At 58.6% G+C, this 15,044-nt stretch carries 11 protein-coding genes and 1 pseudogene; 6 read left to right on the top strand and 6 right to left on the bottom strand.

Going from position 1 to position 15,044, the window contains the following annotated elements; genetic code table 11:
* Positions 1-10 precede the first annotated feature (10 nt).
* Positions 11-259, bottom strand: coding sequence for a DUF6124 family protein (locus ACYZUA_RS02230; RefSeq protein ID WP_461961918.1), 249 nt, complete (start codon positions 257-259; stop codon positions 11-13).
* Positions 260-682: 423 nt separating this feature from the next.
* Here ACYZUA_RS02230 and ACYZUA_RS02225 point away from each other — a divergent pair.
* From ACYZUA_RS02225 to ACYZUA_RS02210, 4 genes and pseudogenes are all read left to right on the top strand, one after another.
* Positions 683-796 (top strand): annotated as a pseudogene (locus ACYZUA_RS02225) (PAAR domain-containing protein); the annotation flags it as partial.
* A gap of 303 nt (positions 797-1,099) precedes the next feature.
* On the top strand, positions 1,100-2,758 hold the full coding sequence (locus ACYZUA_RS02220; protein WP_461961917.1) for a Na/Pi cotransporter family protein: 1,659 nt from the start codon (positions 1,100-1,102) through the stop codon (positions 2,756-2,758).
* A 195-nt stretch (positions 2,759-2,953) separates the two neighbouring features.
* Positions 2,954-4,330, top strand: coding sequence for a M16 family metallopeptidase (locus ACYZUA_RS02215; RefSeq protein WP_461961916.1), 1,377 nt, complete (start codon positions 2,954-2,956; stop codon positions 4,328-4,330).
* 292 nt (positions 4,331-4,622) lie between these two features.
* Positions 4,623-5,672 carry a DUF5924 family protein gene (locus tag ACYZUA_RS02210; RefSeq protein ID WP_461961915.1) on the top strand — a complete coding sequence of 350 codons (1,050 nt, stop codon included), beginning with the start codon at positions 4,623-4,625 and terminating at the stop codon, positions 5,670-5,672.
* Positions 5,673-5,790: 118 nt separating this feature from the next.
* Here ACYZUA_RS02210 and ACYZUA_RS02205 read toward each other — a convergent pair whose 3' ends face one another.
* From ACYZUA_RS02205 to ACYZUA_RS02190, 4 genes are all read right to left on the bottom strand, one after another.
* Positions 5,791-7,020 (bottom strand): nucleoside recognition domain-containing protein, encoded by a 1,230-nt coding sequence (locus ACYZUA_RS02205; protein ID WP_461961914.1) that lies wholly within the window; start codon positions 7,018-7,020, stop codon positions 5,791-5,793.
* Between the two features lie 128 nt (positions 7,021-7,148).
* Entirely contained in the window at positions 7,149-8,480 is a 1,332-nt protein-coding gene (gltP, locus tag ACYZUA_RS02200) for a glutamate/aspartate:proton symporter GltP (protein WP_461961913.1), read from the bottom strand.
* A 779-nt stretch (positions 8,481-9,259) separates the two neighbouring features.
* Complete coding sequence (locus ACYZUA_RS02195) at positions 9,260-9,424, bottom strand: DUF1328 domain-containing protein (RefSeq protein ID WP_150657806.1); 165 nt, start codon at positions 9,422-9,424, stop codon at positions 9,260-9,262.
* A 75-nt stretch (positions 9,425-9,499) separates the two neighbouring features.
* Positions 9,500-9,787, bottom strand: coding sequence for a hypothetical protein (locus ACYZUA_RS02190; RefSeq protein WP_461961912.1), 288 nt, complete (start codon positions 9,785-9,787; stop codon positions 9,500-9,502).
* A gap of 436 nt (positions 9,788-10,223) precedes the next feature.
* On the opposite strand from ACYZUA_RS02190, the gene algB reads away from it, so the two are divergent.
* Positions 10,224-11,570, top strand: a complete 1,347-nt coding sequence (gene algB, locus ACYZUA_RS02185) for a sigma-54-dependent response regulator transcription factor AlgB (protein ID WP_461961911.1) — start codon at positions 10,224-10,226, stop codon at positions 11,568-11,570.
* A 10-nt stretch (positions 11,571-11,580) separates the two neighbouring features.
* Positions 11,581-13,371, top strand: coding sequence for an ATP-binding protein (locus tag ACYZUA_RS02180; RefSeq protein ID WP_461961910.1), 1,791 nt, complete (start codon positions 11,581-11,583; stop codon positions 13,369-13,371).
* 12 nt (positions 13,372-13,383) lie between these two features.
* Here the strand turns inward: ACYZUA_RS02180 and ACYZUA_RS02175 are convergent, their stop codons facing one another.
* A complete protein-coding gene (locus tag ACYZUA_RS02175; protein ID WP_461961909.1) occupies positions 13,384-14,997 on the bottom strand; it encodes an EAL domain-containing protein in 1,614 nt (537 codons plus the stop codon).
* Positions 14,998-15,044 lie beyond the last annotated feature (47 nt).

The raw sequence follows: 15,044 nt of genomic DNA, 5'->3' as shown, positions 1-15,044 counted from the left end.
TGCTCTGTGATTACCCTGGCGGATCGAGGTTATCCAGCACTCGATTCACCGCCAATTCCCCCAACATGATGCTTTGCTGAATCCCCAGCAGGGTGTTGCGCTGAGAACCTTCCAGAAAACCGGCAAAATCACTGGCCATGACACTGGCTGACGCCAACGATTCGCAGGCGTGAGCGAGCAGGGTTTCGTTGTCGACCTTGGGGTTGATGAGGAAGATGGTGCTGGGTTTTCGCGGTGGGTTGGGTGTGACTTTGAACATAGGGACTTTCTCCAGTATGGCCGCAACCCGTTCGCTACTAATACGAAAGGGTGGCAGCTGTGCACAGGTTAGTAGACCGGCAAAGTCACCTAAAACACCCGGCGCGCCCGAGGGCGCCCTATGCACAGCCACCATCAAGCGCAGGCGGATACCTGACTGGATGACGCTTGTACAACCGAGATGACTGGCCGGACTACTAAACCCGATCACTGATGGGCAGTGACGGGAGCCAAGTTACCGACGAGCCTCTAGGCGCACAAGCCGGCGGATTCTGGCGTAACCGTAGGCAACGGCGCAAGGCGTTGTAGCCTCCGAGAAGTAACTCTGGGTGTCATTAAACATGTGTCGCAAAGCGCGTGAATCACACCAACGCAATTGAAGAATTAGCCGACAGTTCTTTCCAAAGGTTGACGCACAGGGTTCCCGACCACCTGCCCTCTCCCCGGTCACGGCACCAACCCGATTGCCAGCGGCTCACCCGATGTCTTTTTCAACGGTCTCGCCGCCGCTCGGGGTCGTGAAATCAGACGATGCGGTGTTTCAGGAAGACCGCAAACTCCGATTTTACGACTGCTTCGCAGCCGAACGCAGGCTTCGCCAGCTGCTACAAGGTTTGCGTTGCGGCTGAAATGGTTTAACTGATCGGCATTAGGGCTTGCGAGCCCCTTTTTCCTCGACGCATCAACCTGTTTTCATGACAGTTTTGTTTCAATCGCTTCTTTAGCTGTGCGATGCTGGCGCGCAGACCGTTAGCCAACTACAGCTTAAGTACAGAACGTAGAAGAACGCGCGGCACCGTCAACTTGCCCCTTTGGGGCGCTACCACCACAGGGGGCCTGCATGCTCACCCTGCTCAATTTGTTATCTGCCGTGGCCTTGTTGATTTGGGGCACGCACATCGTCCGAACCGGCATTCTGCGGGTCTACGGTTCCAACCTGCGCCATGTGATTGGCCGGAACATGTCCAAGCGCTGGCTGGCGTTCGTCTCGGGGATCGTCGTGACGGCGATGGTCCAGAGCAGCAACGCCACCGCCATGCTCGTCACCTCCTTTGTCGGTCAGGGTCTGATGGCGCTGACCCCGGCCCTGGCGACCATGCTCGGGGCCGACGTCGGTACCGCGCTGATGGCGCGGGTGCTGACCCTCGACTTGTCGTGGCTGTCGCCTCTGCTGATCTTTCTTGGGGTGATTTTCTTCCTGTCGCGCAAACAGACCCGGGTCGGACAGATGGGCCGGGTCAGTATCGGACTGGGGCTGATCATTCTGGCGCTGCAACTGATCGTCGAATCCGCCGCGCCGATTACTCAGGCACAAGGTGTGAAAGTGATTTTCGCCTCGCTGACCGGCGACATCCTGCTGGATGCCTTGGTCGGCGCGTTGTTCGCAATGGTTTCCTACTCCAGCCTGGCCGCCGTCCTGCTGACCGCGACCCTGGCCGGTGCCGCAGTCATCAGCCTGCCCGTGGCCATCGGCCTGGTGATCGGCGCCAACATCGGCAGCGGCATCCTCGCCTTCCTCAGCACCAGCATGCAGAACGCCGCCGGCCGCCAGGTGGCGTTGGGCAGCTTGCTGTACAAGTTGATCGGCCTGTTGCTGATCATCCCGGTACTCGACCCGTTGGTGCATTGGATCGACAGTCTGGACTTCAGCCCTCAGGAAATGGTCATCGGCTTTCACTTGCTCTACAACACCGCGCGCTGCCTGATCTTGCTGCCAAGTGTCGGACCGATGGCCAGGTTCTGTGCGTGGGTGCTGCCGGAGCGCCCGCAACTCAACGGCACTGCAAAACCGCGGCATCTTGATCCAACAGCGCTGGTCACGCCCAGCCTGGCGCTGGCCAATGCCGCCCGGGAAACCCTGCGCATCGGCGACCTGATCGACAACATGCTCGAGGCCATGCTCGACGTGCTGAACGGCAATCAAACCGCCGTTACCCAGGAAATGCGGCGTCTGACCGATGATGTGGAATCGCTCTACGGTGCGATCAAGCTGTATCTGGCGCAAATGCCCCGCGAAGACCTCAGTGAGCAGGACAGTCGGCGCTGGGCGGAAATCATCGAGCTGGCGATCAACCTCAAGCTCGCCAGCGACCTTATCGAACGCATGCTGCGCAAAGTCCAGCAGCAGAAAACCTCGCAGCGCCGGTCTTTTTCCGAGGTCGGCCTGGAAGAGTTGGCGGGGCTGCACAGTCAGTTGATTTCCAACCTGCGCCTCGGGTTGTCAGTGTTCCTCAGTGCCGACAAGGAAAGTGCCCGCCAGTTACTGCGTGAGAAACGTCGCTTCCGCGCACAGGAACGGCGCCTGGCCCATGCTCACGTCAGCCGATTGCAACGTAAGATCGTGCAGAGTATCGAGACCAGCTCGTTACACCTTGAGTTGATTGCCGACATGAAGCGTCTGAATTCGCTGTTTTGCAGCAGCGCCTATGTGGTGCTGGAAACTTCCGACACCGGCGCGCTGGCGGTCGACGAATTCGCTGACATCACACATTCACCTTGAACGTCTGGCAGAGTGGTCAGTCAGTAACATTGATTCAGCATGAACGCCGCCTTCGCGAGCAGGCTCCCTCCCACAGTGGATCTTCGGTGTAATCGGAAATGGTGTCCGACTCAGATCACCTGTGGGAGCGAGCCTGCTCGCGAAGGCGGCCTGGCTGACGACACGGATCTCCGATTGGTTGCCTGGAAGCTTGCTATGCGTTGTTTGTTGTTCGCTTGTCTGTTGTTTGGCTCATTCCCTTCATTTGCCCTGGATCGCTTTCAGATTGAGGGCTATACGCTGCCCAATGGCCTGCAATTGCTGCTCAAACCCGGCACCGAGCGCGGGCATGTGGCGATTCGTCTGGTGGTCGGCGTCGGCATCGATGATTTCAGTTGCGCCGACAAGGAGCTGCCGCACCTGCTTGAGCACTTGCTGTTCAGCGGCATCGACGCCACTGGCGAGGGCGGGCTGGAAGAACGCATGCAGGCCCTGGGTGGCGAGTGGAACGCTTACACCAGCAATGCCGACACCACGTTCGTCATCGAAGCACCGGCGAAAAACCAGCGCAAGGTCCTCGAGCTGCTGCTGGCGCTGCTGACCCAGACCCGAATCGACGACAACGCCATCAACGCCGCCAAACAAGTGGTCGAGCGCGAAGATGGCGGCCATTACTCGCACCTGCAACGCTGGCTGGATCGCCAGGATCTTGGCCACACGGCGAGTAATCAGCTGGCGGTGGAGCTGGGCCTCAAATGCCCCGAGCGGCCTGAGGTCGATCACCTGACCCGCGAACAAGTGGAGACGGTACGCAAGGCCTGGTACGCGCCCAATAACATGACCCTGATCGTCGTCGGCGACCTCGACCGCTTGCTGCCGGCCTATCTGGAACGGTCTTATGGCGCGCTTGAAGCGGTTGACCCGACCGATCACCTGCCCCTGCCGGCGATCCAGGCCAGTGCTGCGCATGAGCGCACCCTGAGTCACGATTTTGTTGGCGGCAGTGCCAAGTTGCATTGGCTGGTGCCAGAGCCGGTGCTTGAAGATCAGCACGACGAAACCTTCGACTTGCTAAAGGACTATCTGGACTGGGCGCTCTACCGCCAATTGCGCCTGGCCCATGGCTTGTCCTACGGGCCTTCGGCCGAGCGCGAGGTGTTTGGCGGCGTGGGCTTCATGAGTCTGAACGCAGACCTTGAGCGCGACGACGTGCCCGAGGCCGAGCAGGTGCTGGATGATCTGAAGGCCGGGTTGCTCAAGGACGGTCTCAATGCCGACACCTTCAACCGTCTCAAGCAGGTTGCCATCGCTCGCCAGGCCTGGGCCGTGCAAGGCAACAGCGCGTTGGCCGATTATTACTGGAGCGCCCTTGGGGACTACGAGGAAGGCCGTTTCGCCAACCCGACCAAGGAACTGCAAGGGGTGACGCTGGAGGAAGCAAACAAGGCGATGCGTGAATTGCTGATGCAGCCGGGCTACCTGCGGATCGAACAGCCGTTGATCAGTGATGATCAGTTGATGTGGGCGATTGCCGGGGTGTTCGGGTTGCTTGTACTCAGCCTGTTGGCTTGGCGCGTCCATCGCCGAAAGTGAGTTGTCCCTATGGCGAGGGAGCTTTTGTGGTGAGGGGATTTATCCCCGTTCGGCTGCGCAGCAGTCGCAAAACCAGTCGATGCGGTGTGCCAGAAAAAACAGGGTCGCCCATTTTTGGGGCCGCTTCGCAGCCCAACGGGGATAAATCCCCTCGCCACAGAAATCCCCTCACCACAGTAAGATTTCCAATCCGGGTTTTGTGTTTGGCCAAAGTGACCGGCACCCTCGCCACGCCGACCTCTCGGCGGTTACCCTGTCGAGGATTTTTCCCACGACTATTGCGAACCGCCGAATGCCGACTCTGACCCTATACGTTCAGCGCATCCTGGATTTGATGAAGCGCTACCCAGGGGTCATTGCGCTCGGCGGTTTCATTTCCGGGGTCGGCAGCTTCATTCTGGTGGATCGCCAGCAAGGTCTGGCGACCTGGATCACCACCATCATGCTGATCAGCTGGATCTGGCTGATGCTGGAAAACAGCCTCACCAAGCTGTTCGCCAGAATCTTCAAACGCGAAATCCCCAAACCTCTGCTGCGCTACGCCACGCAGATGATCCACCAGGAAAGTCTGTTCTTCGTCTTGCCGTTCTTTTTTATCACCACCACCTGGAACAGCGGCCAGCTGTTCTTCACCGGGCTATTGGGCATTGCCGCACTGATTTCCATCATCGACCCGCTCTACTACAAATGGCTGGCCCCCCGGCGCTGGGCGTTCCTGGCACTGCACACACTGACGCTGTTCGCTGCACTGCTGACTGCCCTGCCCGTCATCCTGCACCTGACCACCGCTCAGAGTTTCAAACTGGCCCTGGGCACCGCCGTCGTGCTGTCGTTCCCGAGTCTGGCGTCGATCTTCCCGATTCGTACCGTGCGCAACGCGCTGGCGATTCTCAGTATTACGCTGGGCATCGGCGCGCTCGGTTGGGTGCTGCGATCCTGGGTGCCGCCGGCGACCCTGTGGATGACCGACGTGGCGATCAGCACGCAAATGCAGGACCGCACACCTGGCAAGAGTCTGGAAGAAGTTAGCGCCGAGCAGATTCGCGGAGGTGGGCTGTACGCGTACACCGCGATCAATGCCCCGCGAGGTCTGGCCGAACGGATTTATCACGTCTGGATGTTCAACGGTAAAGAAGTCGACCGTATCCCGCTGGATATCAACGGGGGGCGCAAGGAAGGCTATCGGGCCTGGACCCACAAGCAGAATTTCCCCGGTAACCCCGCGGGTAAGTGGCAGGTTCGGGTGCTGACCGAAGATGGCCAGGTCATCGGTGTGTTGCGCTTCGTGGTAAAGGACAACAAGCCGGCGGCTGCCGCAAAGTCACCGCCACTGAGGCCTTGAAGACCTACACAAACCCAATGCGGGAGCGAGCCTGCTCGCGATGGCGGTTTAACAGCCAACAGAATTGTTGAATGTGCCGACCTCATCGCGAGCAGGCTCGCTCCCACAGGGTTTTTGGTTAGCCGAAGAACCAGTAACAAACGCCGATCGCGCCGAGAACGCCCGCAAGCTCCGCCAGCAATGCGCAACCCACCGCATGCCGCGCCCGCTGGATCCCCACCGCGCCGAAGTACACTGCCAATACATAGAACGTCGTTTCGGTACTGCCCTGAATCGTCGCCGCCACCAGTGCCGGGAAGCTGTCCACGCCGGACGTTTTCATGGTTTCAATCAGCATCGCCCGGGCGGCACTGCCGGAGAACGGCTTGACCATGGCGGTCGGCAGCGCATCGACGAAGCGCGTGTCCCAACCGGCCCATTCCACCAGATGCCGAATCCCGTCCAGGCCAAAGTCCAGCGCTCCGGATGCCCGCAGCACGCCGACGGCACACAGCATCGCCACCAGATACGGCAGCAGGTTCTTGGCCACGTCGAAGCCTTCTTTGGCGCCTTCGACGAACGCTTCGTACACCTTCACCTTACGCAGCGCGCCGATCACCAGAAACAACATGATCAGCCCGAACAGCGTCACGTTGCCGAGGATCGATGACAGACCGGCCAGAGCGGTCGCTGAGAGCGTCGCCAGCAGCGCCATGAACGCACCGAGGGCGAGGGCACCGGGAATCAGGTACGCGAGCACCACCGGGTCCCACAGGCGCAGACGCTGCATGAACGCCACCGACAGCAGGCCGACCAATGTCGAGCAACTGGTGGCGAGCAGGATTGGCAGGAACACCAGGGTCGGATCGGGCGCACCTTGCTGGGCGCGGTACATGAAGATCGTCACCGGCAGCAGGGTCAGGGAAGAGGCGTTGAGCACCAGAAAGAGGATCTGCGCGTTGCTGGCGATGGTGTCGCTGGGGTTGAGCTCTTGCAGCGCCTTCATGGCTTTAAGGCCGATCGGCGTGGCGGCGTTGTCCAGGCCCAGACCGTTGGCGGCGAAGTTCAGCGTGATCAGGCCGATGGCTGGGTGCCCGGCCGGCACTCCCGGCATCAGCCGCAGGAACAACGGGCCCAGCGCTCTGGCCAGCCACTCGACGATCCCGGCTTTCTCGGCAATCCGCAGAAAGCCCAGCCAGAGCGTCAGGGTGCCGAACAACAGGACCATGACTTCGACCGACAACTTGGCCATGGCGAAAATACTTTCGACCATCGCCGCGAAGATCCCGGCGTTACCGCCGATCAGCCATTGCGCCAGTGCCGAAACGGCAGCCACGATGAAGAAGCTTAGCCACAGGCCGTTGAGCATCAGTTAAATCCCCCAAAGAATGCGGCGAATGATAGCGGGGTAGCCAGAAACGACAAACCCCGGATTTCTCCGGGGTTTGTTTGTGTGGCTTGCTCGGGTCACTGTGGGAGCCAGGCCAGGGTTTTGCATTAGTTGCTGGAAGCTTCACTCACCGGCAATTTTTCCTTGCTGCGCCAGTGCGGCAGGGAGTTCCAGTAGCGCTGGCCCTTGGCGTCGTCGTACATGCCTTCCCAGCGGGAGATGACCAGCACGGCCAAGGCATTGCCGATCACGTTCAGTGCGGTACGGGCCATGTCCATGATGCGGTCGACACCGGCGATGAACGCCAGTCCTTCGAGCGGAATACCCACGCTGCCCAAGGTGGCCAGCAGCACCACAAAGGACACACCCGGTACGCCGGCGATGCCTTTGGAGGTGACCATCAGGGTCAGCACCAGCAGCAATTGCTGGCTGATCGACAGGTCGATGCCGTAGAGCTGGGCAATAAAGATCGCCGCGATGCTCTGGTACAGGGTCGAACCGTCGAGGTTGAACGAGTAGCCGGTCGGTACCACGAAGCTGCAAATGGCTTTCGGCGCGCCGTAGGCTTCCATCTTCTCGATCACGCGCGGCAGCACGGTTTCGGAACTGGCGGTGGAGTAGGCCAGCACCAGCTCATCCTTGAAGATGCGCATCAGCTTGATCACCGAGAAGCCGAACAGGCGAGCGATCAGGCCCAGCACCACGAAGGCGAAGAAGGCGATGGCGACGTAAACCAGGATCACCAGTTTGGCCAGCGGTATCAGAGAGGCGAAGCCGAAGTTGGCTACGGTCACCGCGATCAGTGCGAAAACGCCGATCGGGGCGTAGTTCATGATCATGTGAGTGACTTTGAACATGCTTTCCGACACGCCCTGGAACATCTTCACCAGCGGCTCGCGCAGGTCCGATTGCAGGCTCGACAGACCGAGGCCGAACAATACGGAGAAGAAGATGATCGGCAGCATCTCGCCGCGGGCCATGGCCGCGAAGATGTTCGACGGGATCAGGTTGAGGATGGTTTCGATGAACGCATGTTCATGCTGAACCTCGGCGGCAGTGGCCTGGTACTTGGAAATATCCACGGTACCCAGGGTGCTCATGTCGATGCCGGTGCCCGGATGGAACACGTTGGCCAGCATCAGACCGACCACGATGGCGATGGTGGTGACGATCTCGAAGTAGATGATGGTCTTCAGCCCGATACGCCCGAGCTTCTTCGCGTCGCCGACGCCTGCAATACCGACGATCAAGGAGGAGATCACGATCGGAATCACAATCATCTTGATCAGACGGATAAAGATATCGCCTGCTGGTTGCAGGACGTTGCTGATCCACCAGGCTTTTTCGGCACTGAAATGGTTGAGCAGCGCACCGATTGCAATCCCCAATACCAGACCGATGAGGATCTGCCAGGCGAGGCTAAGCTTTGCCTTCTTCATATCTTTACCCTTACTTGCGTTTGACTCAGGCAGATGCATGCAAGAACTGGAACGCTTGTGGCGAAAAAGTCTTGTGCCTCTACCCCCGTATAAGGTGCCCCGGAGCGCTTGTTATCGGCTCTCTGGCAGGCGAAAAAAGGCGCAACTATTCAGATGCAAGGAAGCGACGTCTAATGCCGTAAACGCCTACCCTATGCCGAATCGGCATGAGCTTTTTTAACTGAAACTCGCGTCCCAAACGGTTCGAATACGACATTTCGGCAGGCATAAGTGCCGTGAACCGGCCATCGCAGAGGAGGTTGGTTGTTTTTTGAGCAAGGGGATATGGGCTAAAACTTGGGAAAAAGCCTACGTTTAAGCGCGAAAATTCTCGGTCTTGGAGCCGCCGTTTTCTCGATATACGGTCACCAAAGAAACACCGCGAAATGGTTTTGCGAGGAATTAATGGAAACGGCGAGCAGAACGCTCTAAGACAACGCTTTGCGCTGAGGAGCACTTCGCAAGTCCGCCGATCCATGAGCGACCGACGAACTTGCGCAGCTTCTGCCTGACCTGGCCCTTGCGCAGGTACTCCCTGTACCCGTAGGTCACTCCGCCCCTGAAACAGGCAGAACGTCCCGGCCCCTTGATCATGCGTCTACCGTCCTCCGGTAGCGCAGTGGAAAGAAGCCATGCTGCTTCTTTCATGTTACGAATTCAGTATCAGTGTGGATCATTCTTGCATGGCACTGCCGCCCGGAAGCAGGGCGGCTGCCAGTGTTTTAACAAAACGCTCATGTTCACCCTCGGCCGCGACGGCTAAAGAAGAAGGAAGCAATGAACATCACCAGGAACACGACAAAGAGAATCTTGGCGATACCCGTGGCGGTGCCCGCGATACCACCGAAGCCCAGTACTGCAGCAATGATGGCAATGATCAAGAATGTGATTGCCCAGCTCAACATGGTGATTCTCCTTACGCTTCTATTTAGAGATGTTGCTTCTTTTCCCGGCGCCTCGAACGCGCCAAGTTCATGTGTTTAGAACACCCAACGTTCCTGGCGAGGCATCTCATCCGCAGGCTGAGCCTGATCGACGTCCACCATTCGCAATGGGGGGCTGTCAGCCTGGTTACTGCTGGCCGCGCTGAAATGGGTTTGGGTCGGGTGTTGAATCGACAAGCGTGGTGCTTCTTGCTGCAGGTTCTGCTCCCAACGCTGAAACTGCTGGCCGGCGATCAAGGTGATCAATAGCGCCAGAACAGCAAACAGACCTTGCTGGATATGCAGTGGCGAGATACGCAACTGGGCGGCACGTTGGCGACTCATCCTGAAGCTCCTCCCACTCTGTGGTGATCTGGTCAGAGGCAACATGCTTGAATGCCCCGGTTAATCAGACCATTGCAGCCTGCATGCCAGCTTTTAATGATAAAAATATCCAATAAAATCAATTGGTTATTGATGCTGTAGAAATCGTTTCGGACGCATCCTGCACGATGGTCGTTTTGAAGTCGTGCGTAATGCACGATGGATTTGTAGGAACTTTCAATATTTTTGAATTGCGAGGAGGGCGTGGATGTCACAAGGGGACACTGGCGAGCGCCTTCGAACCGGCTATCTGATAAAAAAACAACAAAATCAGGCGATTAGCCGTAGGGTGAAGAGAGAGCTACGCTGCTGTAGCTGGAATCGACCAGAATAAACCATGCAACTTGCCCGATTATTCCGGGACTAACCAAGATCATTCTTTAAGGAGCGTAGGAAAATGGAGTCAGCCACTAAGCATCAAGGCCGCATTCTGCTGGTGGACGATGAGTCCGCCATCCTGCGTACTTTCCGTTATTGCCTCGAAGACGAAGGCTATACCGTCGCTACCGCCAACAGTGCCGCCCAGGCTGATGCACTGCTCCAGCGTCAAGTCTTCGACCTGTGCTTTCTCGACTTGCGCCTGGGTGAAGACAATGGCCTCGATGTGCTGGCCCAAATGCGCATTCAGGCGCCGTGGATGAGGGTGGTGATCGTCACCGCTCATTCCGCCGTGGACACGGCGGTCGATGCCATTCAGGCCGGTGCCGCCGACTATCTGGTCAAACCTTGCAGCCCCGACCAATTGCGCCTGGCCACCGCCAAGCAGCTGGAAGTGCGGCAACTGTCGGCACGTCTGGAAGCCCTTGAAGGCGAAGTGCGCAAACCCAAGGATGGCCTGGACTCTCACAGCCCGGCGATGAAAGTCGTGCTCGAAACCGCCCGCCAGGTGGCCAGCACCGATGCCAATATTTTGATTCTCGGCGAGTCCGGTACCGGTAAAGGCGAACTGTCCCAAGCCATCCACGGCTGGAGTAAGCGCGCAAAGAAATCCTGCATCACGATCAACTGCCCGTCCCTGACGGCCGAACTCATGGAAAGCGAACTCTTCGGCCATAGCCGTGGCGCGTTCACCGGGGCCAGCGAAAGTACCCTGGGTCGGGTCAATCAGGCTGACGGAGGGACCCTGTTTCTTGACGAGATCGGCGATTTTCCGTTGGTTTTGCAACCTAAACTGCTGCGTTTCATCCAGGATAAAGAATACGAACGGGTGGGCGACCCGGTCACCCGCCGCGCCGATGTGCGCATCCTCGCGGCCACTAACCAGAACCTCGAAGACATGGTCCGCGATGGCCGTTTCCGCGAAGATTTGCTCTACCGCCTGAACGTGATCACCTTGCACCTGCCACCACTGCGCGAGCGCAGGGAGGACATTCTGACCCTGGCCGATCGCTTTCTGGCCCGTTTTGTCAAGGAATACGCGCGTCCGGCTCGAGGCTTCAGTGACGAAGCACGTGAAGCGCTGCTCAGCTACCGCTGGCCGGGGAACATTCGTGAACTGCGCAACGTTGTGGAGCGGGCAAGCATCATTTGTCCACAGGAGCGGGTCGAGATCAGTCACCTGGGCATGGCTGAAACCCCGGTCAACAACGCGCCTCGCATCGGCGCTGCGCTGAGCCTTGATGAATTGGAAAAAGCCCACATCGGAGCGGTCCTCGCCACTGCAGATACGCTGGACCAGGCTGCCAAGACCTTGGGCATCGATGCCTCGACGTTGTACCGAAAACGCAAGCAGTACAACTTGTGAGCTGTCTCCGATGAGACTGGCGATGAAGTTGCGCACGCGGCTGTTTCTGAGCATTTCTGCACTGATCACCGTGGCGTTGCTTGGGCTGTTGCTCGGGCTGGTCAGCGTGATGCAGATGGCGAGTAGCCAGGAAGCGCTGATTCGCAACAATTTCGTCACGCTCGACCTGGGACTGAAATTGCGTCAGACCTTGGGCGATCAGCTGATGATCATGCTCAGCGAGAAGCCGGATCCTGCAGCGTTCGAGGCGTCCAAGCAGCATTATTTCCAGTTGCTTGACGACGGCATTGTCCATGCCCGGGCTGGCGATGAGCGCCAGTTCGGTTTCGAAAAGGCCAAGACTGACTACCTGAGTTTTCTGCAGGCGTACGACTTGTCAGGTGACTCGACACAGGTGTTGAGTGGCAACAAAGAACTCACCGAAAAATTCAATGTGCTACTCAAAGGTTTGATCGTCGAGCAACAGCGTGCTCTGGATAACATCAATGCCACCGAACGGCAGGTTCGGGAGAGGGCGCTGCTGGTTGCCGGCCTGCTCGGGTTGGTGGGGCTGTCGGTGCTGATCATCGGCTTCATCACCGCCCACGCTATCGCTCGGCGTTTTGGTGAGCCGATCGAGGCCCTGGTCCAAGCGGCGGACAATATCGGCCAAGGCAATTTCGAAGTGACGCTACCGATTTCCTCGGCCGTGGAAATGAACCAACTGACCAAGCGCTTCGGGATCATGGCGGAGGCGCTGCGTGAGCATCAGGCCACCAATATCGATGAACTGCTCGCAGGCCAGCAGCGTTTGCAGGCCGTGCTCGACAGCATCGACGATGGGCTGTTGATGATTGATCGCGATGGCCGTTTGGAACACCTCAACCCGGTGGCGCAGCGTCAGTTGGGGTGGGACAGCGATCGTCTCGGTCAAGGTCTGGGTACGGCGCTTGAGCGTCCCGAACTCGACGATCAACTGCAACTGGTGCTGCGCGGCGGCACCCTGGAGCGGGCGCCTGAGGACCTGAGTATCGAGGTCGACGGTGAGTCGCGGTTGCTGACCTTCAGTCTGACGCCGGTCAGCCATACACAGGGTCATATTCTCGGCGCCGTGATGGTGCTGCATGACGTCACCGAACAGCGGGCGTTCGAGCGGGTGCGTAGCGAGTTCGTGCTGCGCGCCTCCCATGAATTGCGAACGCCGGTTACCGGAATGCATATGGCATTCGGCCTGTTTCGCGAGCGCGCGCACTTTGCCAAGGACTCGCGTGAAGCAGATCTGCTGGACACGGTGAATGAAGAGATGCAGCGCTTGATGCAGTTGATCAACGACCTGCTGAACTTCTCCCGCTACCAGAACGGATTGCAGAAACTCACATTGGCGCCGTGCTCCATCGAGGATTTGCTGGAGCAGGCCCGGGCACGTTTTACCGGGCCAGCAGAAGAGCAGGGCATCGACCTGCAAGTGGAAGTGCAAGGGCCATTGCCGCGATTGCAGGCCGATCAGCCGCAGCTGGACCGGGTGCTCGATAACCTGATCGACAACGCGTTGCGCCACACCGCTTCCGGCGGGCAAATACGTTTGCAGGCTCGACGCCATGGGGAGCGAGTGATTATCAGCGTCGAGGACAACGGCGAAGGTATTGCCTATGGCCAGCAGGGGCGGATTTTCGAACCCTTTGTACAGGTCGGTCGCAAGAAGGGCGGTGCCGGACTCGGTCTGGCACTGTGCAAGGAAATCGTGCAGTTGCACGGCGGTCGGATGGGTGTTTATTCGCGGCCGGGGCAAGGTACTCAGTTTTATATGGCGCTGTCGGTTTAAGCCGCAACAGCTTCAGGCTTCGTCATCGAGGCGTCGGGCAGCCAATCGGCGACCGCGGGTAATCAGCTCGATGAACTGCACCGCACTCAACGCACGGGCGAATAGCCAACCCTGACCGAACTTCACGCCTTCACTGCTCAGAAGCGCCGCCTGGGATTCAAGTTCGATGCCCTCGGCAATCACCTTGAGTTGCAGGGCCTGGGCCATGTGAATGATGTGCGGGGCGACACCGCTACTTGCCGCGTCATGACCCAGTGCATCGATAAACGCCTTGTCGATTTTCAGGCAATCGACTGGCAGGGTTTGCAGATAGGCGAGGCTGCAATAGCCGGTGCCAAAGTCATCAATCAGCACTTGATGCCCGACATCTCGCAAGGCTTGCAGGTTTTCCCGGGCTACCACGACATCAATCAATCCCCGCTCGGTGACTTCAAAGGCAATTTGCTTTGCTGCGACCCGGTGCAAGGTCAGCAGTCGGGCCATTACCTGACCGATACGCGGCACCATGACGTCGCAGGCCGCCAGATTGACCGAGATGTACAGTTGCGGATTGGCCCGTAACAACTGACCCAACTGCTCAAGCAGGCGTTGCAGGACGAAGTCGGTCATCTGGCGGATCTGGCCGGTGTTCTCTGCCATCGGAATAAACAGGTCGGGGCTGGTCAGGGTGCCGTCCGGCCGTCGCCAGCGCAGCAAGGCTTCTGCCCCGACACAGTTGCGGCTGTCGAGGTCAAAGATCGGTTGATACAGCACCTGCAATTCGCCTCGTCGTATGGCGCCACTCAGTTCGGCGTCCAGCGACTGTCGCTGGCGCACCAGTAAAAGCACCAGAAAACCCACGCATAAGGCGAGTGCCAGGCTGGCCGGCAGCAACCACCACCAGACTGCGGGCACATGCATACCGGTTCGCGGGCTGATCAGCACCAATTGGTATTCCGGATTGTTGGTGGGCATGCGGTAAATCAAGCGGGAATGCGTCACTTGTAGCGCGTCGAGGCTTTTCGGGGGCCAGGGTTCGGTGGGTGGCCAGGCCTGCGAGACACCCAGTACCGGAATCGCGCGGGTACCGTGGTCGAGCACCACCAGCAGGCTGCTTCCCGGTGGCAAGTCGACCATGTCGGTCAAATGCCCGCGAGACGTCGCGACACGAAAATTGCCGCGTCCGAGCATCAGCGCGGCGCGGTTTTCATCGGGTTCGGTGGTGGTGTTCAGCCAGTAACTGTAGGTCGGCCCCTCGATGTCTGGCGGCCTTATCATCGACAGCCCTTCCTGGCGGGGGCGGTTGGAACAGATCCGCGAGGCGTCCATATAAGCGGCTTCGTAAACGAAACGGTAATTGAAGCTGACCTGTTGCAAGGTCGCGATCATTTCGTCATCGCAGCCGCGTAACGGCTGGGCTTCCAGGTCGTCGAGACTTTCACGCAACTGTCCAAAAAGTTGCTCCAGACGAGCAAGGAAGCGCTCGCCCTGAGCATTCATTTCTTTGCTTTCGCTTTGCTCGACCTGATGCATGGCCACGAACAGGCTGCCGGCCATTAGAAGTGTCGCGCTCAAGGCAGCAGCCAGCATCGCCAAAAACCAAGGGCGAAAGAACCAACTACGAAGTGTCTCTCGAGCAACAGTCATAGGAATATCCGAAGAATTACCAATGAGTTATAGCTGCTGATTGGAAA

Source organism: Pseudomonas sp. LS2P72, assembly GCF_054897865.1.
The sequence above is the reverse complement of the archived record's forward strand: the minus strand, read 5'-3'. Positions and strand labels throughout refer to the sequence as shown.